At 63.2% G+C, this 18,453-nt stretch carries 16 protein-coding genes; 6 read left to right on the top strand and 10 right to left on the bottom strand.

Features of this window, described 5'->3' with window-relative positions; translation table 11 throughout:
- Positions 1-72 precede the first annotated feature (72 nt).
- Both pcaG and pcaH read right to left on the bottom strand, forming a co-directional pair.
- Entirely contained in the window at positions 73-660 is a 588-nt protein-coding gene (pcaG, locus tag FSO04_RS00645; protein WP_154557893.1) for a protocatechuate 3,4-dioxygenase subunit alpha, read from the bottom strand.
- A gap of 3 nt (positions 661-663) precedes the next feature.
- A complete protein-coding gene (gene pcaH / locus FSO04_RS00640; protein ID WP_154557892.1) occupies positions 664-1,368 on the bottom strand; it encodes a protocatechuate 3,4-dioxygenase subunit beta in 705 nt (234 codons plus the stop codon).
- 107 nt (positions 1,369-1,475) lie between these two features.
- Between pcaH and pcaQ the strand changes: the two genes are divergently transcribed.
- Together pcaQ and FSO04_RS00630 are read left to right on the top strand one after the other, a co-directional pair.
- Entirely contained in the window at positions 1,476-2,474 is a 999-nt protein-coding gene (pcaQ, locus tag FSO04_RS00635; protein ID WP_154557891.1) for a pca operon transcription factor PcaQ, read from the top strand.
- A gap of 292 nt (positions 2,475-2,766) precedes the next feature.
- The gene (locus FSO04_RS00630) at positions 2,767-3,900 is read left to right on the top strand and encodes a 4-hydroxyphenylpyruvate dioxygenase family protein (RefSeq protein ID WP_154557890.1); all 1,134 of its coding nucleotides are present in this window, start codon (positions 2,767-2,769) and stop codon (positions 3,898-3,900) included.
- A 49-nt stretch (positions 3,901-3,949) separates the two neighbouring features.
- Here FSO04_RS00630 and FSO04_RS00625 read toward each other — a convergent pair whose 3' ends face one another.
- A complete protein-coding gene (locus FSO04_RS00625; RefSeq protein ID WP_174825264.1) occupies positions 3,950-4,882 on the bottom strand; it encodes a LysR substrate-binding domain-containing protein in 933 nt (310 codons plus the stop codon).
- Between the two features lie 168 nt (positions 4,883-5,050).
- Between FSO04_RS00625 and FSO04_RS00620 the strand changes: the two genes are divergently transcribed.
- Both FSO04_RS00620 and FSO04_RS00615 read left to right on the top strand, forming a co-directional pair.
- A complete protein-coding gene (locus FSO04_RS00620) occupies positions 5,051-6,088 on the top strand; it encodes a DUF1338 domain-containing protein (RefSeq protein ID WP_154557889.1) in 1,038 nt (345 codons plus the stop codon).
- Positions 6,089-6,178: 90 nt separating this feature from the next.
- Positions 6,179-9,160 (top strand): FAD-binding and (Fe-S)-binding domain-containing protein, encoded by a 2,982-nt coding sequence (locus FSO04_RS00615; protein ID WP_154558021.1) that lies wholly within the window; start codon positions 6,179-6,181, stop codon positions 9,158-9,160.
- An 18-nt stretch (positions 9,161-9,178) separates the two neighbouring features.
- Here FSO04_RS00615 and FSO04_RS00610 read toward each other — a convergent pair whose 3' ends face one another.
- The gene (locus FSO04_RS00610; RefSeq protein ID WP_093635019.1) at positions 9,179-9,811 is read right to left on the bottom strand and encodes a helix-turn-helix domain-containing protein; all 633 of its coding nucleotides are present in this window, start codon (positions 9,809-9,811) and stop codon (positions 9,179-9,181) included.
- A gap of 275 nt (positions 9,812-10,086) precedes the next feature.
- On the opposite strand from FSO04_RS00610, the gene FSO04_RS00605 reads away from it, so the two are divergent.
- The gene (locus tag FSO04_RS00605; RefSeq protein ID WP_154557888.1) at positions 10,087-10,380 is read left to right on the top strand and encodes a GYD domain-containing protein; all 294 of its coding nucleotides are present in this window, start codon (positions 10,087-10,089) and stop codon (positions 10,378-10,380) included.
- Between the two features lie 110 nt (positions 10,381-10,490).
- On the opposite strand, the gene FSO04_RS00600 is transcribed toward FSO04_RS00605, so the two are convergent.
- On the bottom strand, positions 10,491-11,801 hold the full coding sequence (locus FSO04_RS00600) for an MFS transporter (RefSeq protein ID WP_154557887.1): 1,311 nt from the start codon (positions 11,799-11,801) through the stop codon (positions 10,491-10,493).
- 381 nt (positions 11,802-12,182) lie between these two features.
- Here FSO04_RS00600 and FSO04_RS00595 point away from each other — a divergent pair, with 381 nt between their 5' ends.
- The gene (locus FSO04_RS00595) at positions 12,183-12,632 is read left to right on the top strand and encodes a MarR family winged helix-turn-helix transcriptional regulator (protein ID WP_154557886.1); all 450 of its coding nucleotides are present in this window, start codon (positions 12,183-12,185) and stop codon (positions 12,630-12,632) included.
- Positions 12,633-12,664: 32 nt separating this feature from the next.
- Here the strand turns inward: FSO04_RS00595 and FSO04_RS00590 are convergent, their stop codons facing one another.
- From FSO04_RS00590 to FSO04_RS00570, 5 genes are read right to left on the bottom strand one after another with little or no spacing between them, the layout of a single operon-like run.
- Positions 12,665-14,944 carry a xanthine dehydrogenase family protein molybdopterin-binding subunit gene (locus tag FSO04_RS00590; RefSeq protein ID WP_168435512.1) on the bottom strand — a complete coding sequence of 760 codons (2,280 nt, stop codon included), beginning with the start codon at positions 14,942-14,944 and terminating at the stop codon, positions 12,665-12,667.
- A 35-nt stretch (positions 14,945-14,979) separates the two neighbouring features.
- Positions 14,980-15,624, bottom strand: coding sequence for an isochorismatase family protein (locus FSO04_RS00585; RefSeq protein WP_154557885.1), 645 nt, complete (start codon positions 15,622-15,624; stop codon positions 14,980-14,982).
- A gap of 11 nt (positions 15,625-15,635) precedes the next feature.
- A complete protein-coding gene (locus tag FSO04_RS00580; RefSeq protein ID WP_154557884.1) occupies positions 15,636-16,676 on the bottom strand; it encodes a 2,5-dihydroxypyridine 5,6-dioxygenase NicX family protein in 1,041 nt (346 codons plus the stop codon).
- Positions 16,677-16,689: 13 nt separating this feature from the next.
- Positions 16,690-17,523, bottom strand: a complete 834-nt coding sequence (locus FSO04_RS00575) for an alpha/beta fold hydrolase (RefSeq protein WP_154557883.1) — start codon at positions 17,521-17,523, stop codon at positions 16,690-16,692.
- A gap of 23 nt (positions 17,524-17,546) precedes the next feature.
- Positions 17,547-18,299, bottom strand: a complete 753-nt coding sequence (locus tag FSO04_RS00570; RefSeq protein ID WP_028194760.1) for a maleate cis-trans isomerase family protein — start codon at positions 18,297-18,299, stop codon at positions 17,547-17,549.
- Positions 18,300-18,453 lie beyond the last annotated feature (154 nt).

The raw sequence follows: 18,453 nt of genomic DNA, 5'->3' as shown, positions 1-18,453 counted from the left end.
TTCGCGATCCAGTCGCTAGACGGATCATCTCCAGTGTATGTGAAAGCTTTATGAAAGTATAGAAAATCCGCGTTACAGATCGAAAAACACGGTTTCCTTGTCGCCCTGCATATAGATATCGAACCGGTACACATTGGCCGTGTTCGGCTCGCGGCGCGCGATCAGCGTGCCACGCCTGTCCGCCGGAACCGCTGCCAGCACGGCATCCCGTTCGTTAGCCTCGGCTTCGTCCTCGAAATAGATGCGCGTGAAGGTGTGCAGCAGCATGCCGCGCATCGTCACGATCACATTCAGATGCGGCGCTTCGTCCGGGTTTGCGCGGCCGGGTTTCACCGTTTCAACGACAAAGCGCTGGAGCGGATCGGTGCCCGTACCGACGCGGGCGAAGCCGCGGAAACCGGTCTTCAGGATTTCCTCGCGTGATTCCGGGTAGTGGCCTTGCGCGTCTACCTGCGACACTTCCAGCATCGCATCGCCGATCACCTTGCCGTCGCCGTCGAACACCTGGCCGACGATCGTGATGTGCTCGCCGGCCGCTTCGCGGTCGGCCAGAACCGGCGTAAACAGGCTCTTGAAGGCGAAGTCGTATTGCTGAGGGCACAGACCGTAGGCGAAGTACGGTCCAACCGTTTGCGAAGGCGTTTGTTTGAGGGTCGTCATGGCTTAGCGCTCCATCGGAGTTTCGTTGCGGCCGCGCAGCACGATGTCGAAGTCGTAGCCGAGCGCATAGGCCTCTTGCGTCGTATCGAGCGAGAAGCCTGCAATCAGGCGGTCGCGTGCGTGCTCGGGCGTGCCCTGGAAAATCGGGTCGAAGGCCAGCAGCGGGTCGCCGGGGAAATACATCTGCGTGACGAGGCGCGAGCCGAAATGGTCGCCGAACAGCGAGAAGTGAATGTGATTCGGACGCCACGCGTTCGGGTGATTGCCCCAAGGGTAAGCGCCTGGTTTGATCGTCAGAAAGCGATAGCGGCCTTCGTTGTCGGTGATGCAGCGGCCGGCACCGAGGAAGTTCGGGTCGAGCGGCGCGTCGTGCTGATCGTTCTTGTGCACATAGCGGCCGGCAGCATTGGCTTGCCAGATCTCAACCAGCGTATTGCGCACCGGGCGGCCGCCTTCGTCGAGCACGCGGCCCGTCACGATGATGCGCTCGCCGAGCGGCTCGCCGTTGCGCACCGCATTGCGCGTCAGATCGTGATCGAGCGCGCCGAGGTCTTCGGTGCCGTAGACCGGTACACGCTGGTCGCGCAGTTTTTCCTTCAGCGGAATCAGCGGACGCGTCGGGCCGCGTTTGACCGAAGAACCGTAGCCGGGATAGACGTAGGCGGGGTGGGACGCGAAGTCGCGCGCGGTGAGAAAGGACTCGTCCATCAGTGTCTCCTTCGGGGAATTGTGGGATACAGCGTATGGAGCGACTTTATCTAACCTGAGAGGTTATGCAAAATGACGTTTTCGCCCATTTCGTATAACCTACCGTTATGCAACGCAGCCTCGCGGACAGCCGCGTCAAATTCCGTCATCTCCAGTGCTTCCTGGCCGTCGCCCAGTTCGGCGGCGTGCAGCGGGCGGCCGAAAGCCTGTCCATTACGCAGCCCGCGGTCTCCAAGACGGTTGCCGAACTGGAGGCGATTCTCGGCGTGAAGCTCTTCGAGCGCGGCCGCCACGGCGCCGTGCCGACCCGCGAGGGGCAGCTCTTCATGCCGCATGCGAGCGCCTGTGTCAGTGCGTTGCGACAGGGTGTGGACTTGCTGGCGCGCGCGGAAGGCGCGGCGGCCGCCACGCTGGAAATCGGCATTCTGCCGACCGTCGCGGCTGCGCTGGTGCCGCCGGTGCTGAAGCGGTTCGCCGCGCTTTGGCCGCGCGTGATCGTGCGCCTTGCCACCGGCGCCAACCCCGAATTGCTCGAGCGTTTAAAGGCCGGCACGATCGAATTCGCGATCGGGCGTCTGGCGGACCCGGAACGGATGGTTGGGCTCAGTTTCGAGCAGCTTTTCAGCGAGCCGTTGATTGCCGTGGTCCGCGCCGGGCATCCGTTGGCGCTGGGGGCCGGCTTGCCGGCCACGTCGCTGGAGGATTTTCCGGTGGTGCTGCCGCCGTTCGGCACGCTGATCCGGCAATCGGCTGAAAGCCTGTTGAGCGCGTGGGGCGTGCCGCCGTTGTCGGGGTTTGTCGAAGTGCTGTCGGTGTCGACGGGGCGTGCGTTGACGCTGGAGAATGACGCGGTGTGGTTCGTGCCACTGAGCGCCGTCGAATATGAACTGGTGCACGGTATGTTGGTGCGTTTGCCCTTGCCGTTCGCGGGCACCGGCGAGCCTGTGGGGCTGATCCGGCGCTCGGACACGCAGCCGTCTCCTGTGGGACGGGCGTTTATCGATGCCGTGCGCGAGGTTGCGCAGCAGCGCATGGCGGCGGCCGCTGGCAAGCCTGCGGTTAAACGTGCGTCCAAACGCAGTCGCGGCGGCATGTCCAAGACCTGACGCACGTCGCCAAGCGAAGCTGGAGATGCGGGAGTCACGGGAAATGCAGGAGGCGCAGTAGACGCCCGCTGCGGCCCAATTCTCCCCGCGTGAACCATCCAGTACAAAATGAAGGTTGCGAACGCCCTGCTACCCGGTGTACAAACACGGTGCAAAAGCCGTCACGGGCCGCATTGCTGCGGCACACCGCGCATACGGTGTCACACTTCAGGTGAATGACGGCGTGCACCGAACAGCAGAAACATCACGAACACGCGCAACAGCGTACGAAAGACTGCACAAGGAGATTGCCATGCCCAGCGACTTGCCCACTCCAGACGCCGCGCTGCGCGCCGTGTCGGCGCCTGAGCACAATCCGCTCGGCACCGCCGGCCTCGAATTCGTGGAGTTCGCCTCGCGCGAGCCGAAGGCGCTCGGCGAGACGTTCACGAAACTCGGCTTCAAGGCGATTGCGCGCCATATCAGCAAGGACGTCACGCTGTATCGCCAGGGCGAGATGCATTTCCTGATCAACGCGGAGCCGGATTCGTTTGCCGAGCGCTACGCCGAGGAATACGGCGCCGGCATCTGCGCGATCGGCATTCGCGTGGCCAACGCGCAGCGCGCCTTCGACCGCGCGATCGAACTCGGTGCATGGGCGTTCGAAGGCGAACGCCTCGGTGCGGGCGAGTTGCTGATTCCGGCGATCCAGGGCATTGGCGATTCGCACATCTATTTCGTCGACCGGTGGCGCGGCCGTGGCGGCCAGCGCGGCGGCCTCGGCGACATCTCGATCTTCGACATCGACTTCCGTCCGATCGAGATCGATACCGCGCACGCCGATCTGAGTCACGCGGGCACCGGCCTGGTTGCGGTCGATCATCTGACGCAAACGGTCGGTGAGGGCCGGATGCAGGAATGGCTCGACTTTTATCGCGACCTGCTTAACTTCCGTGAGATTCACGAACTGCACGCGAACTGGCATGTGTCCGCGGAATCGCGCGTGATGGTGTCGCCATGCGGCGCGATCCGCGTGCCTTTGTATGAAGAAGGCACGCGCCGTACGAATCTGATGCACGACTATCTGCCGGATCATCCGGGCGAAGGCGTGCAGCACATCGCGCTCGCCACCGACGATATCTTTGCGTGCGTCGAGCAACTCCTCGCGAACGGCGTCGAATTCGTCGAGCCACCGCCGCGCTATTACGAGCAACTGGACGCGCGCCTGCCAGGTCATGGGCTCGATGTCGAGCGGCTCAAGCGCACGCATGTTCTGGTGGACGGCGAGATCGGCGCCGACGGCGTACCGCTGCTGTTCTTTCAGACCTTTGTGCGACGCGGCGCCGGCGAGATCTTCTTTGAGATCGTGCAACGGCAGGGTCACCACGGTTTCGGCGAAGGCAATTTGAGCGCGTTGGCGCAGGCACGCGAGCAAACCGGCGCTTAACGCTTAACGCTTAGCGCTTGCCGTTTGCCACTCGGCGCCTGCCGCTGAATCAGTCAGTATCGGGATTGCCGCCCAGCCCAGGATTCACGGCGCTGTATGCCGCCGCTTCCCGCAACAGCCACTCGCGAAAGCTCGTGAGCGGCTTACCGTGGCTCAACTCCGTCGGATAGACGAGGTAATACGCCGAGTCGGCGACGGCGGGTGCGTCGAGCGGCATCACGAGTCCGAGCTGTTCGAGCTGTGCGTCGACGAAAAAGCGCGGCACCAGCGCGATGCCGAGACCGGCCGCGGCGGCGCTGATCAGCATCGTGTGGAGTTCGTACCGGACCCCTTGCATCGTCCGGTTATCGTCGACGCCGAGGTTGGCGAACCATGACGCCCAGCCGTCAGGCCGGGTGGTGGAATGCAGTAGCGGGTAGTCCAGCAGTTCTGCCGCAGTTTCCACGGGCCGGGCCAGCAGACTCGCCGCACACACCGGCACGACTTCCTCGCTAAACAGAAAATCCGCCGACGTGCCTGGCCATGTCGGCTTGCCGTAGTGAATCGCGGCTTCGAAATGCGTATCGGCGAACGGGAAGGTGCCGGTGCGCACGCCCATATTGACCCGCACGTCCGGATACTGCGCGTTGAATGCCGCCAGCCGCGGAATCAGCCATTGCGATGCGAAAGTCGGCAGCACCGCCAGTTCCAGATAACCACCGCCGCTGCCATGCGCAATGATCGACAGCGTGTCGCGGTCCAGTTGTTCCAGCGAGCGCCGCACCTGCGCGCTATAGACCTTGCCTGCCTTGGTCAGCACCACGCGCTGTTTGACGCGCACGAAGAGCCGCACGCCGAGATTGCTCTCCAGCGTATTGATCTGCCGGGACACCGCGCTTTCGGTGAGGAACAGCTCGCGCGCCGCATGCGTGAAGCTCTCGTGCCGCGCGGCGGCTTCGAAAGCGAGCAGCGCGCCCATGTTGGGGATCTTGAACTTTCGCACGTTGATTCCAAAAACGCATCAAGTGGCGATTTTATCTCGCTTTACGGCAGTGCTGCGAATTTGAATAATCTTGCATCCAACGATGCCGTGCTTGCGCCTTGAAGCCATGCCGGCAGGCCATCTTCAAACACACGAACGCGTGCTCACCGCGCTCCGCCCGGAACCGATATGCGAAACATCAAGAATGCGAATGTCGAACAACTGCTGCTGAAACTGCTCGGCGCAGAGAAAACCGCGAGGCTGTTCGCCACCCTGAACCATCCGCAGATTCTTAACGAATGGGAGGGCGGCACCGTTACGCGCGCCGAACTGGCGCAGGCGATGAACATGGCGCTGTTCGAAGACCTGCTGGCGCGCTCGGCGAATGGCCGCCAGTACACCGAGGAGGCGATCGCCGCTGGTGGCAGTGTCTACTTCGATCATGGTGCATTGCGCACGGTGCGCTGGGCGGCGAGCGGCGCGTTGCCGCCGGGCGAAGCGGCTTTCGCGCGCATCCTGCGTCCGCTCGGCTTCAGCATCAACGGCCGTTATCCACTCGATCGCCTTGGCATGACCGGCCGCGCCTGGGCGCACGATGACGCCCCCGATGAGATCGCGCAGTTCTTCGTCAGCGAATTGCATCCCGAGCGTTTCTCGGCAGAGTTTCAGCAGGCGGTGACGAACGTGATCGGCGCCTCGCGCGATCCGTTGACGCCGCAAGCCGCCGGCCAGTTGTGGGAGCTCGAACGCGACGGCGTGTTGCCGCTCGAGGCGGCTCACGCGTTGCTGCCGGTGATCGTCGGCGCCTTCGCCCGTCAGCATGAGACGCCACGCGAAGCCGATTACGAAGTATTGTTGAAGGAGTCGGCAGAAATGGCGTGGATCGCGACCGAAGGCAATGCGTTCAATCACGCTACCGATCGCGTCGCGGACGTGTTCAAGCTCTCCGACGACGAAAAGGCGAAGGGTCGTCCGATGAAGCCGGAAGTCGAGCGTTCGCGTTCGGGCCGTGTGTTTCAGACCGCATACCGTGCGGACATCGTGCGGCGCGAATTCCGTGCGGCCGATGGCAGCATCGTGACGCGCGAGGTGCCGGGTTCGTTCTACGAGTTCATCACGCGCAAGCGGACCTTCGATCAGGACGCGCGTCGCTGGGAAACGGACCTGCGTTTCGACGCGGGCAACGCGCAGGGCATCTTCAAGATGACCGCGAGCCAGGCGGCTTAATTTGTAAGCGCAGGGTGATAGCGCGAGCGTCGGACACGAGACATGAGAGGCGGAGTGGGAACGTCATTGGATGAAGAGCAGGGCGCGGGCATGAGTGCTTCGTTGAGCGACGCGGCTCATGGCCCGTCAAAAGCGCCGCGCGTTGCCAAGCCCTTTCAAGGGACCGCTGCTGTTATGCAGGCGCTCGAAGCTGACCTCCGCCGCAACGTACGCGGCGAAGTGCGCTTCGATCAGGGCTCGAAAGCGCTCTATGCGGCGGATGCGTCGAACTATCGGCAAGTCCCGCTCGCCGTGGTGGTGCCATCGGACGTCGACGATCTGCTCGAAACGCTCGCTGCGTGCCGCCGCAATGACGTGCCCTTTCTCCCGCGCGGCGGTGGCACCTCGCAGAACGGCCAATGTGTGAATGTCGCGGTGGTGGCCGACGCGAGCAAGTATGTGAACCGCGTCGTGTCGGTCGATCCTGTAGCGGGCGTGGCGATCGTCGAACCGGGTGTGGTCTGCGACACCTTGCGCGATGCCGCCGAAGAACACGGCCTCACGTTCGCACCCGATCCCGCGACTCACAGTCGCTGCACGCTCGGCGGCATGATCGCCAACAACTCGTGCGGCGCGCATTCGGTAATGGCCGGCAAAACGGTGGAGAACGTCGAGGCGCTGGAAATCGCAACCTTCGATGGCGCCCGTTTCTGGGTCGGCCCCACTCCGGACGGCGAACTCGAACGCATCATCGCCGCAGGCGGCCGCCAGGGCGAAATCTACGCCGCACTCAAGCAACTGCGCGACACCTACGCCGTTCAGATTCGCGCGAAATTCCCGCAGATCAAGCGGCGCGTGTCGGGCTTCAACCTCGATCAACTGCTGCCGGAAAACGGCTTCAATGTCGCACGTGCGTTGGTCGGCACCGAGGGCACCTGTGCCGTGACCTTGCAGGCGAAAGTTCGGCTCGTAAAGAGCCCGGCGAAACGCGTGATCGTCGTGGTCGGTTTCACCGATATCTACACCGCCGCGGACGCCGTGCCGCATTTCATGCGCTGCGGGCCGATCGCGATCGAAGGGCTCGACCGTGCGATCGTTCGCGGCTTGCAGGCGCGCGGGTTGAAGAAGGATGAGATCGCCTTGTTGCCGGCAGGTGATGCCTGGGTCGTGCTCGAATTCGGTGCTGATACGCAAGACGACGCCGTGCATCAGGCGCAAACCGCTGAGGCATATTTCTCGTCGGGCGCAGCAGGACCGAACGTGTCCGCGATGCTTGTCGAAGATCGTGCTCTGCAGGCGAAGGTGTGGTCGATCCGCGAGACGGGCGCGTCGGCGGTGGCCTTGTCGGTGGATGCAGGCACGCCCGATCCAGTGGTCGGCTGGGAGGATGCAGCGGTCGATCCAATGCGTCTCGGCGATTATCTGCGTGCGTTTCAGGCGCTGGTGGATCGCTATGGCTACGAGACGAGTCTATACGGTCATTTCGGCGACGGCTGCGTCCACGCGCGTATTACCTTCGATCTGCGCAGCGTGGAAGGCGTCGCGACGTGGCGCAAGTTTCTGCGCGAGGCCGCGGAACTGGTGGTCGAATTCGGTGGCTCGCTCTCGGGCGAACACGGCGACGGCCAGGCCAAGGCCGAATTCCTGCCGATCATGTACGGCCCCGAACTGATGCAGGCGATGGAGCAATTCAAAGCGATCTGGGACCCGGCCAATCGATTGAATCCCGGCAAGGTCGTGCATGCGTATCGCGCCGACGAAAACCTGCGCATGGGTCCGGCCTACAAGCCCGTGACACTGCAAACGAAGCTCACCTTCGCGAGCCAGGAAGGCGACGGTTTTCAGCGTGAGATCGAACGATGCATCGGCATGGGCAAGTGCCGCTCGCTAGAAGGCGGCACGATGTGCCCGAGCTTTCGCGCGACACGTGAAGAGAAATACTCGACACGTGGCCGCGCGCATCTGTTCTGGGAAATGCTGCAAGGCGACGTGATCGCCGATGGCTGGCAAAGCCGTGAAGTGAAAGAGGCGCTTGATACCTGCCTCGCGTGCAAGGGCTGCAAATCCGATTGCCCGACGCATACGGATATGGCGTCGTACAAAGCGGAGTTTCTTTCGCATTACTACGAGACGAATCGCCGGCCGCGTCAGGCGTTGTTTATGGGGCGGATTGGCGAATGGGCGCCGTGGGCGGCGCGCTTCCCGCGGTTGACGAATTTTATGACGTCGGCGCCGGGGTTGGCTGCGGTTGGGAAGTGGGTCGCCGGTGTCGCGCAAGCACGTGAGTTGCCAATGTTTGCTACGCGGACGTATCGGCAGATTGCTCGGCGTTCGCCTCAGACGGAGCTTGATGCTCGCTCTCCTGGTGAGGTGAAGAAAGTCATCCTGTGGGTCGATACGTTCAACGATCACTTCACGCCAGAGATCGCGCAGGCCGCGGCCGATGTGCTGACGCAAATGGGGTGGCACGTCGTGCTGCCGAAGAACCGGTTGTGTTGCGGGCGTCCGCTGTATGACTTCGGTTTACTCGACCGTGCGCGCGAGTTGCTGACCACCATTCTCGATGACCTCGGAGAGGACATCGCCGCGGGTGTGCCGGTGGTCGGGCTCGAACCGGGTTGCCTGTCGGTGTTCAAGGATGAACTGCTGAAGCAGTTCCCCGATCATGCTTTAGCGACGCAACTATCGGCGCAGACGTTTCTATTTTCCGATTTCGTCGCGCGTCAGCCGTTCGATTGGCCGACGCTCGCAGCGGACGTGATCGTGCACGGACATTGTCATCAGAAGGCGCTGTTCGGTATGCAAGGCGATACCGCGCTCCTGAACAAGCTTGGCGTGAAGTGGAAATTGCTCGATACGGGATGCTGTGGCATGGCGGGATCGTTCGGCTTTAACGACGAGCATCACGTGCTTTCGGAGAAGATCGGCGAAGACACGCTGTTTCCAGCGGTGCGTGCTGCTGCGGCGGCAAACGCGGAAACGATCGTGCTGACTAACGGCTTCAGTTGCCGGGAGCAGATCGAACAGGGGACCGGGCAACACGCGATGCATATCGCGCAACTAGCGCAGCGGGCGTTGGCGGCGCGCCGTTAAGGGGCCGTAGCGCCGTCGTTATTTTTTCGCCGGCTCTGAGGTAGCCGACGTCTGCGGGATGTCGGCGCTGGTTGCCATCCACAACACCTCGGCGTCTTCGTCGCTAGTGGACACTGCTGCGTGGCCGGTACGGCTGTCGAAGTAAAGGCTGTCGCCCGCATTCAGATGCGTCGGCGCGTACAACTCGGAATAGAGACACACACTGCCGCTGATCACGTACAGGAATTCTTCGCCCTCGTGACGGCCCCAGTCATCGAAGGCATCCAGCGTGTGCGCCGAAATGCGGATGCGAAACGGCAACATCGCTTTGTGCGCCAGATCCGTGGCGAGCAACTCCATCTGATAGCCGCGGTAGGCGTGACGCTGGCCTTCGTTTTTGCGGGTCAACGCGCGGCGGCCGCTGGCGCTGACTTTGGGCGTCGAGCCGAAGAGCTCGCCGATTTCAATCTTCAGACCGAGAACGATTTTCTGCAGGACGTCGAAAGTCGGGGACATCAGACCGTTTTCGACTTTGGAGAGGGTCGAGCGGGAGACGCCGCAGAGGCGGCTCGCGGTTTCGAGCGTCAAGTCCTGCGCCTGGCGGGCGGCGCGGACGCGGCGGCCGAGGTCGGTTGTCGATGGGTCGGCGGGTTTGGTGAGGTGGGTGTCCATGGGGCTGGCTTAAATGCTCGCCTTGCGCGGCGTTCGATGTTTCCGATAATAACATTTGGGAAGGGAGGGTCTGGGTAGCGTCCGGCTCGTGCGACGACCGAGCAACTTTTCCCATCGGAAACGCTGCGTGTCGAGATTGATGCGGTGACACGCGATTCCATTACCTAGAATCAGGTTACGCGCAGAACGCTTTCGAGCAACTCGATTGCAGTAGCGTTCGCTGTCGAGCCTGCGCGTCTGAATCCCAACTCGTACTATTCGTAAGGGGAATCGTCATGGCGACTTATGTGGTTCTTGCACAGTTTACTGATCAGGGTATTCGCGCCGTCAAAAACAGCGCACAGCGGGCCGGTCAAGCGGCTGAGATGGCCAAGAGTTTTGGCTGTGAAATGAAAGAGATCTACTGGACGATGGGCCAATATGACATTGTCACGATCGTGGAAGCACCGGATGAGCAAAGCTTCATGTCATTCGGCCTGGCGCTCGGCGCCGCAGGCAATGTCCGCACGCAAACGCTCCGTGCATTAAAGAAAGACGAATTCAGCGCTCTTCTCGGCAAACTCCCATAAAACAGGCCGACACCCGGCTTGCTAACCGCTTCTTTCCGCGATTCTTTTTTGCTACGCCAGCAAGCGTCATGATGCGCCGCGGCGAGACGCGACGCATCGCAACGAACCGATCAGCGGTTCACGAGCTTGGCGGAATAGGTCAGCGCAAGCGCGCAGCCGACGATCATGCATGCCGCAAAGCCGAACAGACCCGCGCTTTGCGAATGGAACGTATCGCGCAGCCAGCCGATGAAATACGTGCTGCCGAAGCCGCCGAGGTTCGCGATCGAACAGGCGAAGGCGATACCCGCCGCCGCGGCGGGGCCCTTCAGGAAGGTCGAAGGCAGCGACCACACGACGGGCATCGCAGCGGCCGCGCCCGCGTTGATCAGCGAGAACAGAATGACCGTCGCGACTGTGCCGTGGTGACCCGAACCGGCGATAACCAGCGCAACCGCCGCCACGAGGAACGGGACCACGATATGCCAGCGGCGTTCGCGCATCCGGTCGGAACTGGCGCCGCAGTAAAGCGTGCTCAGCACGGCTAACGCATTCGGAATCGCCATCAGCCAACCGATGTGATACGGATCTGCTACACCGGTGTCGCGCAGGATCGACGGCAGCCAGAAGCTCGTCGCGTACAGCCCAAGCAGCACGCACAGATCGATGAGGCCGAGCGCCCACACCTTGAAGTCGACGAAGGCGCCGCTTAGCGAATGACTCTTGTTGCCGGACGGCTCCGCGTCGAGATTCGCACGCAGCGTTTTCTTCTCCGCGGCGCTGAGCCAGCGGGCGGATTCGATGTTATTCGGCAGCCACGCGAGGATCGCAATGCCGAGCGCAATCGACGGCAGCGCTTCGAGCAGGAACAGCCATTGCCAGCCGCCCAGGCCGTGCGCGCCGTTGAAGAACGCCATGATCCAGCCGGAAATGGGGCTGCCGATCATGCTCGACAGCGGCAAGCCGACCATGAACAGCGCCACCATGCGAGCACGGCGTGCATCGGGATACCACTGCGTCAGATAGAGCAGCACGCCCGGCAGAAATCCGGCTTCGGCGACGCCGAGCAGGAAGCGCACGATATAGAACTGCATCGGCGTGGTGACGAACAGCGTCGCGCCCGACAGCAGACCCCAGGTAATCATGATGCGCGCGATCCACAAGCGCGCACCGACCCGCTGCAGAATCAGATTGCTCGGTACTTCGAAGAGGATATAGCCGGCGAAGAACAGACCCGCGCCGAGGCCGTAGACGGTATCGCTGAACTTGAGCGCGTCGAGCATCTGCAGCTTAGCGAGACCGATGTTGATTCGGTCGAGATACGCCGCGAAATAACACAGACAGAAGAACGTGATGAGACGGATCGTAACCTTGCGATAGAGCTCGCTGTTGTCGGTGCTGCTCGTGTCGAGCACGGCACTGCCCTGATAAACATTCGCCATGACTGCCACTCCCGGAAGGTGGTGCGAAAAAAGGTGGATATCGTGCGACAGAGATCACTCGCACTTCGCTTGCAGATGTCTGTGTATCACGCTAAAAACGTAGCGTATACGCTCCAAAATACGGTGTGGAAAAATACCCATCAAAGCCCATAAATTTTCCTCATTGAGTTGCGTGATTCCTCGTAGAAATGCCTGTAATTCGTGCTTTCATGCGAGCGTGTACGTACCTCTTGCACAGCGGAAGTGCATGAAAAATGTAAAGCGTGTTAGCTACAAATCAGCTGCACGACGCGGCAGCTTGATCAAGGTCGTATTGAGGGTCCGGTTAGAGGGTGTACACTCTTTCTCTTTCGTCTTCAGGCCGCCCGGCCTTGTACCCCTATGGCGCCGCGCAAGGATTCCTACGACTTTCACGATCAGATCGGCCACTTGTTGCGTCGTGCGTATCAACGGCATGTCGCGATTTTCCAGGAAGCGATTCCCGATTCCGATCTGACCGCCGCGCAGTTCGTCGCACTGTGTGCGGTCAAAGAACAGCAACCGTGCTCGCTGAACGACATCGTCAAAGCGACTGCGATCGATCAGGCAACGATCCGCGGCGTCGTCGAGCGCCTGAAGGCGCGCGCGCTGATCGAGGTGGGCGCCGACCCGAACGACGGACGCAAGCTCGTTGTGCGTCCCACCGCGGCGGGCCTCGCATTGATCGAGCGCACTGTGCCGTTCGCCCAGGAGGTCACGGAGCGCACTTACGGCGCGCTGAATGCGGGCGAGCGCGTCGCCATGCTGTTTCTGCTGCGCAAAATGATGGAGTCGGACGCGGACGCCGAGTAGGCGAGTCCCGCCGCGATCGTCTTGCGTGGCTCCTAAGTATTCGCCGCATGCGCCGGTTCAGCCGCCAGCAGCTTGCCGGCGGCGCGCAAACCCTCGCGCACGGTCTCTTGCGTGAACGGCGGCGCGAGCAGGCGCACGCCAGTCGCGTCGTAGATCGCATTCGCGAGCGCGGCGGGTCCAGGCACGGAGGCCGATTCGCCGGCGCCCAGCGGCGGTTCGCCTTGGCGCGGCATCAGCACGATATCGACGGCCGGCAACTCCGGAAAAGTCAGGATCGGGTAGCTGCCCCATTCGCGGCTCGCCACCTTGCCGTCGACGAATCGCACGCGCTCCTTGAGCGAGCGGCTCAGGACCTGGATTACGTTGCCGTGAATCTGATGACGCACGCCGTCGGGGTTGATCATCGTGCCGGTGTCCTGGCCGACCGTGATGCGCTCGACCCGCACCTGCCCGGTCACGCGATCCACCACGAGTTCCACCGCCCACGCCGACCATGCCGCGCCAAAGCCTGGAAAGCGGCTGTGCACGTAGCGCGCGTAAGCGATGCCATGTCCGCGCGCATAGCGCTCGTCAGCCGCTTCAATGCCGCGCTTGCGATGCTTCCACCCGGCACGTGCGGCAACCGCTTCGAGCAGTTCGGCAGCGCGTGTGTCCTTCAGATGGCGCAAACGAAATTCCAGTGGGTCGCTGCCGGTTAGCGCGGCCATTTCATCGGCGAACGAATCGTGCGCGAACGAGTTGGGCAGCGCCGACACACCGCGAAACCATGACGAACGCACGAGAGGGGCGAGATCGTCGCATGCGAAACGACGGTGCGGGCTTTCGTACGGCGAGACGGCGGTGCGGTCGCCCATTTCGAAGACGCGCGCTTGTGGGGCGACGGCGCCTGTCAGCAGCGACGCGAGCAGCGGCGCATCGTTCGACGGATAGCGCGTCGCGAAGTCGTAGCCGAGCAGACGGCCGTCGTCGCTCACCGTGCCGGTGACGTCCACCACCTGGCCACAGCCTTTCGGCTCCCACGTGTGTTCGTCGGCACGCGAGAGCTGCACGCGCACCGGCGCACCGACCGCGCGCGAGAGCAGCAGCGCGTCACCACAGACGTCGTCCGCACAATTGCGTCCGTAGCAGCCCGCCGCTTCCATGCGGACGACGTCGACGTCGGCTTCGTCGCGTTGCAAGAGGGTCGCGAGGTCGCAGCGTAGCGAGACCGGGTTCTGCGTGCCCGACCAGACGGTGATGCGTCCCTTGCCGGGCTCCCGGTAGTCGGCCACCGAACACGATGGACCGATCGAGCCATGCATCTGATAAGGCCATACGTAGGTGCGTGACAGCGTGGTCGCGCCGGGCAGACCGCGCACGGATTCGACGTCGCCTTCTTCCAGCAGAGGCCGTCGTTTTGCCGGCGCAGCGGAGATCGCAGCGCCTGGATCATCCAGGGAATCGAGCGGCGGCAGTGGCTTCCATTTGACGCGCAACTCGCGTGCGGCACGAATCGCCTGTTCTTCGCGCTCGGCCACGACGCCCACGAAATCGCCGATCACGACCACGTCTCGTACACCCGCAATATGAGCGACGGATTCGCGTTCAACCCGCTCGAGAGATGTGCCGACAAAAGCGCCGCTATCGATGCCGCTATAAGGCGGACGTACCACCCGTCCATGCAGCATGCCGGGCACGCGCATGTCATGCACAAAGGTCAACGCGCCGGTCGCCTTCGCCGGCAGATCGATGCGCGGCGATGAACGCCCGACGAGCCGGTACGTCGATGGATCCTTGACGGGCGTGCCGATGTCGAGTTCAAGCGTAATGCTGCGGCCAGCGATCAGTTCGGCAAACGTCACGCGTGCGCCGTCCGGGTTGGCCGCGCAGAAAATCTGGGCGTCATCGGTGGCAAGCTGCTCGATGGCGACGCCGAGGTGCTGCGCGGCGAGTTCGAAGAGTGCGCCGCGCGCCTGCGCCGCCGCACAACGCAGCGGTACCGCCGAAATCTGGATTGTCGCACTGGCGATCGTGGGACCCTGATTCGGCGTGGCGGCGGTGTCGCCGAGCAGCACCGTGACGCGCTTCGCCGGCACGTCGAGTTCTTCCGCGACGATCTGGCCGAGCGATGTGCGTATGCCCGTGCCGAGATCGACGTGACCGTTGAACGCGAGGATCCGTCCGTCATCGAGTATCGCGACGAAGACTTCGGGTACGTCCGGCACGTAGGTCGAGAGGCTGCCGGGCTGTCCGGCGGCGGGCCTGACGGGCGCAGCCGGCCGGCGGATCACGGCAAGGCGGCCGACACTTGCCAGAAGTTCGGAGCGGTTCACGGGCAGGGTCCCAAGGTGTGTACCACGCTCATGCGTCAACGCACGCGCTGCTCGATCGCGACCAGCGCGTCCGCGAGCGGCATCACCGCGGCATACTTCTGCTGCATGTCGAACAGGTTCGCGTCGTGCGGGCCGATTGCCCGATCGCCGACACAGTCGGACAGCACCAGCGGCCGGAACCCATACGACATCGCATCGACAACGCTGGCCCGCACACAACCACTCGTTACCGCGCCGGCCACGAGCAGCGTCTGCACGGCGCGCTGCGTGAGCCATGGCGCGAGTTGCGTGCCGAAGAACGCGGACGGCACGGTCTTGCGCACCACCAGCTCTCCTTGCGCGGGTGTCAGTTCCGGCACGATCGCGCTATTGGGATGGTCTTCGGTGAGCGTCGCCATGCCCGGCACCTTCAGCGAGAACACGTTGTCGTCGCTGCCGTCCTCCGCGTAGACGACGCGGCTGTGCGCGACTGGCCAACCCGCGGCGCGTGCGTGTGCGAGCGCCTTCACCGTACGTGCAATCGCTGGCGCGATATTGCCGCCGCCGAATGTAGACGGATCAGCAAAGCCGACCACGAAGTCGACAATCAACAGGCCGATGTTGCCGTGCACGGGCAGCGGTGTGCCGAACCCTTGCTGCTGATACACATGGGCTTCGGCGTGTGTTTGGGGAGCATTCATCGCATCAGGTCTCAGCGTGTCGGTTCGATTACGCGGCCGTCGCGCACGACGACATCGTCGTCGAGCAGCACGGTGCAGTGGCGCAGCGGAATATCGATGTGGCAGGTTGTCGTGCGGCTGCCGCCGCCTTCGTTGTTCGGGCCGAGCGAGAAGAGGAAATTCCCCTCGAACGCGCGCGCATCCATACCGATGGTCGCTTCACGATCGTAGAGACCGAGCGTCGACCAGCGCGCACGCGGCTGCAGCCCCCAGCCGATATGCGAGATCGCATAGCCTTCAGGATCATTGAAGGTTTCCATGTAGTCGCGCAGTAACGCGGCATCGACACCCCCTTCGATCTTTGTCGCATAGCCGCGTTCAACAGTCAGCACGATCGGCTCGCTCACATAGCGCTTCTGCGGCAGCAGGATGTCGCCGCGATCGATCACGATCGTGCCGCGCGCGGTGCGATCGTTGGGATAGGTCAGAGCGAAGCCGCTCGGCCAGTGATCCCAGCGGCCGGGTTCGTCGACGAAGCCGTATTCGGCGGTGGGTCCGAACTCGCCAAGCGGGCACACGAGCGACGTGCCTGCCGGGGACGTCACGCGCATTTCCCGTGCGGCGGAAATGCGCTTCGCGGCGCCGAGCACCCGTGTGCGGTCGGCCTGGGTCGGCACCATGCGCGCGAGCACCTCGGGGGGCTCGACGGCCAGCAGGATTTTCGTGCCGGACTTCAGGATGTCGTGCTGCTCGGGGGAGAACAGCAGGGTCATCAGATCGAGCACGAGATCACTCGCTTTCAGCGCGGCGATCGCGGGGCCGTTGCCGGTGAGCGGCGTGGTGCCCAGATAGGCAAGCGAATCGCGGCTGAACGCTTTCTCGCCGTTCACCGGCGGCAGATCGAGCCGATTGACGATCGCGCCCATCGATTGCGTCGCGATGAGCGCGCACGACAAGGTCTGCGGATGCGTGGCCGGGCTCGTCAGAATCGTGACGCTCTGGCCGGGTTCGAGGCGGGACAGCGTGAGGACTTCCTTCCACGCTTCGATCAATTGGTAGTCGCTGACTGGCATCGACGGTTCCTTTTTACGGTCGGTAGGCGAGCGGCGCGCCGAGGAAGTCGCTGAAGGCGGCATAGAAGCCGGCAGCGTTGTCCCACGGAATCATGTGGCCAGCGTTGGGCACGCGTACGTGCAGCATCGCCGGTGTGGCGCGCTGCAGTTCGGCGACGTCCTCGTCGCGCACCACGTCGCCGTTCTGCGCAGTCATCAGCAGCGAGGGCACGGTAAGACGGGCGGCGTCCGCGTGGAAATCGTCGGTGTGGAAGCCTTCATAGGAGGCGAGGATCGCGCGCTCGTCGCAGGTATGCAGCCATTCGGCGCGCAGCTGGCGTTCGGCTTCCGTCCAGGTCGGGCAGAACGCGCGCATGCCTTCGGCGTCGGTGCCGCTTCGTGCGAGGGCCATCGAATCGACGTACCAGGGCAGCTTGCCCGGATAGTCACGGCGGCCGGGCCCGGAAACCGGCGGATCGATCAGCGCCACCGATGCGAGTCCGCGCGGCGCATGCAGCGCCGCGCGCGCCGCGATGCGCGCGCCCATGGAATGGCCGACCAGGCTGAATTCACGCAGACCGAGCACCGCGACGAACGCGGCCACGTCGGCGGCTTGCGCGTCGAGGCTGTAGTCGAGGGTCGGCGATGCCGACGACAGGCCGCGGCCGCGCACATCGAGTACGTAGGTGTCGTGCGTGCGGCCCAGCACTTCGCCGACGAAGCCCCACGTGATCGCCGGACTGGTGATGCCTGGAATCAGCACGATAGCGGGGCGTTTCGCGCGTGAACCGTCGGCGCCGCCGTAGCGCAGATAGTGCTGACGGATGCCGTTGGCCGCGACGTTCGCGCCGTACAGGAAGGTAGTCATGGTCGGTCCTCTTGCGGCGGCGGTCAGTAAGCGCCCGACAGCAGGGCACCTGCGCCCGGTACGATCGGTTCGAGATCGAGCTCGCGCAGCATCGCGTAGGTGGTGGCGATCGCGGCCGTAATTACCGGCTTGCCTGTCATGGCCTCGACCTTGGCGACCGCCGGCAGCGACGGCATCTGTACACAGGCGGACAGCACGATTGCATCGGCCTGCTCGAAAGGCATGCTTTTGACGATGTCGGGCAAGCGTGCGGGATCGTGACGGCCCACGTCCAGGTTGTCGGGGATTTCGAGCGCGCGATAGTCGATGACTTCATAACCTTCGTGGCGGATGTAGTCGACCACGAGCTCGGTCAAGGGCTTCATGTACGGCGCCACGACGATGACGCGTTTGGCACCGATCACACGCAGTGCATCGACGAGCGCACCGGCGCTCGTCAGGACAGGCGCCTGCCCGCCGTTTTCCGCCGTGCGCTGCGTCAGGCGCGCCTGCGATACGCGGTGATAACCGTGACCCATGGCCATGATCGCGACGAGGCAGGCATAGCCGAGCACGTCGACGCGCGCGTCGGACAACTCGAGGGCGCAGCGGTCCGACTCGGCGTCCATTGCCGCCAGCTCTTCCTTGACGACCTTCTTCATGCGCATCCGGCTCGAATGGAAGGTGAAGCGCTGCGGGCGGATCGTCTCGCGCAGTCGCAGCATGGCCGGAATCTCCGTTTCCATCGTGGTGTTCGAGCTCGGCACGATCTGGCCGATCCGGTATGTCCTGGTCATTGTGATGCTCTCCGGTCAATGTGAGTGATGCCCGGCGCCTTGCGACGGCGAAGGGCGTCGTGCGTTGAGGCAAAGTCTAGTGTGTACGTTATAAAAATTCAACAGAATAAAAATGCCCCAGATGAGCGGCAGGAGAAATTAAAGCGTGACTGCA

Source organism: Paraburkholderia madseniana (assembly GCF_009690905.1).
Taxonomy (GTDB): domain Bacteria; phylum Pseudomonadota; class Gammaproteobacteria; order Burkholderiales; family Burkholderiaceae; genus Paraburkholderia; species Paraburkholderia madseniana.
The sequence above is the reverse complement of the archived record's forward strand: the minus strand, read 5'-3'. Positions and strand labels throughout refer to the sequence as shown.

Bases quoted from the DNA above. Each gene is read 5' to 3' on its own strand.
- FSO04_RS00575 (WP_154557883.1), bottom strand. From the start codon at position 17,523: ATGACTACCTTCCTGTACGGCGCGAACGTCGCGGCCAACGGCATCCGT.
- FSO04_RS00615 (WP_154558021.1), top strand. From the start codon at position 6,179: ATGAGTGCTTCGTTGAGCGACGCGGCTCATGGCCCGTCAAAAGCGCCG.
- FSO04_RS00610 (WP_093635019.1), bottom strand. From the start codon at position 9,811: ATGGACACCCACCTCACCAAACCCGCCGACCCATCGACAACCGACCTC.
- FSO04_RS00585 (WP_154557885.1), bottom strand. From the start codon at position 15,624: ATGAATGCTCCCCAAACACACGCCGAAGCCCATGTGTATCAGCAGCAA.
- FSO04_RS00570 (WP_028194760.1), bottom strand. From the start codon at position 18,299: ATGACCAGGACATACCGGATCGGCCAGATCGTGCCGAGCTCGAACACC.
- FSO04_RS00620 (WP_154557889.1), top strand. From the start codon at position 5,051: ATGCGAAACATCAAGAATGCGAATGTCGAACAACTGCTGCTGAAACTG.
- FSO04_RS00595 (WP_154557886.1), top strand. From the start codon at position 12,183: ATGGCGCCGCGCAAGGATTCCTACGACTTTCACGATCAGATCGGCCAC.
- pcaG (WP_154557893.1), bottom strand. From the start codon at position 660: ATGACGACCCTCAAACAAACGCCTTCGCAAACGGTTGGACCGTACTTC.
- FSO04_RS00630 (WP_154557890.1), top strand. From the start codon at position 2,767: ATGCCCAGCGACTTGCCCACTCCAGACGCCGCGCTGCGCGCCGTGTCG.
- FSO04_RS00605 (WP_154557888.1), top strand. From the start codon at position 10,087: ATGGCGACTTATGTGGTTCTTGCACAGTTTACTGATCAGGGTATTCGC.
- FSO04_RS00600 (WP_154557887.1), bottom strand. From the start codon at position 11,801: ATGGCGAATGTTTATCAGGGCAGTGCCGTGCTCGACACGAGCAGCACC.
- pcaQ (WP_154557891.1), top strand. From the start codon at position 1,476: ATGCAACGCAGCCTCGCGGACAGCCGCGTCAAATTCCGTCATCTCCAG.
- FSO04_RS00580 (WP_154557884.1), bottom strand. From the start codon at position 16,676: ATGCCAGTCAGCGACTACCAATTGATCGAAGCGTGGAAGGAAGTCCTC.
- pcaH (WP_154557892.1), bottom strand. From the start codon at position 1,368: ATGGACGAGTCCTTTCTCACCGCGCGCGACTTCGCGTCCCACCCCGCC.